A 1,191-nucleotide genomic window follows, 5' to 3' on the forward strand; every position below is an offset into this window, starting at 1 on the left:
TCAACAAGCATTATTTATTCAATGATCTTAGAGACGATACCGGCACCAACAGTACGACCACCTTCACGAATAGCGAAACGAAGTTTTTCTTCCATCGCTATCGGAACGATCAACGAAACATCCATAGCAACATTATCGCCTGGCATAACCATTTCCGTTCCTTCTGGAAGCGTAACAATACCTGTAACATCCGTCGTACGGAAGTAAAACTGAGGACGATAATTCGTGAAAAATGGCGTATGACGCCCACCTTCATCTTTTGTCAAAATGTAAGCTTCTGCTTTAAAACGTGTATGAGGCGTAACGGATCCTGGCTTCGCCAATACTTGACCACGCTCAATCCCTTCACGGTCAACACCACGTAGCAGAGCTCCTATATTATCACCTGCTTGGCCTTGATCTAAAAGCTTGCGGAACATCTCAACGCCTGTAACCGTCGTCTTAGACGTTGGGCGAATACCGATAATCTCGATTTCCTCTCCAACTTTAATAACACCACGCTCAACACGACCCGTGACAACCGTTCCACGACCCGAAATCGAAAATACATCTTCAATCGGCATCAAAAATGGCTGATCAACAGGACGTTCAGGGGTTGGAATATAATTATCAACTTCACTCATTAAAAGACGAACAGCATCTTCACCAATGTTTTTATCCTTATCCTCAAGGGCTGCCAACGCAGAACCCTTAACAATTGGTATATCATCGCCTGGGAAATCATATTTGGATAAAAGTTCCCGAACCTCAAGCTCTACAAGCTCCAAAAGTTCTGCATCATCAACCTGATCAACTTTATTAAGAAAAACAACAATTGCTGGAACACCAACCTGACGTGCAAGCAAAATATGCTCACGTGTCTGAGGCATTGGTCCATCAGCCGCTGAAACAACCAAAATAGCACCATCCATCTGCGCTGCCCCTGTGATCATGTTCTTAACATAATCAGCGTGTCCTGGACAATCAACGTGCGCATAGTGACGATTTTCCGTTTCATACTCAACGTGTGCTGTAGAAATAGTAATTCCACGTGCGCGTTCCTCTGGGGCAGCGTCAATTTGGTCATAGGCTTTAAATTCACCAAAATATTTCGTAATCGCTGCTGTCAACGAGGTCTTCCCATGATCAACGTGACCAATCGTACCAATATTAACATGCGGTTTTGTTCGTTCAAACTTGCTCTTCGCCATT

1 protein-coding gene is annotated in these 1,191 nt (G+C 44.1%); it reads right to left on the minus strand.

All coding sequences use genetic code 11. The features are described from left to right. Positions 1 to 14: 14 nt before the first annotated feature. On the minus strand, positions 15 to 1,190 hold the full coding sequence (gene tuf / locus PVV60_RS10575; RefSeq protein ID WP_273724681.1) for an elongation factor Tu: 1,176 nt from the start codon (positions 1,188 to 1,190) through the stop codon (positions 15 to 17). Between the last annotated feature and the right edge of the window lies 1 nt (position 1,191).

This window comes from Bartonella sp. AU18XJBT (assembly GCF_028618595.1).
Taxonomy (GTDB): domain Bacteria; phylum Pseudomonadota; class Alphaproteobacteria; order Rhizobiales; family Rhizobiaceae; genus Bartonella.

Excerpts from the sequence above, each read along its gene's own strand:
- tuf (WP_273724681.1), bottom strand. The coding sequence starts at position 1,190 with ATGGCGAAGAGCAAGTTTGAACGAACAAAACCGCATGTTAATATTGGT.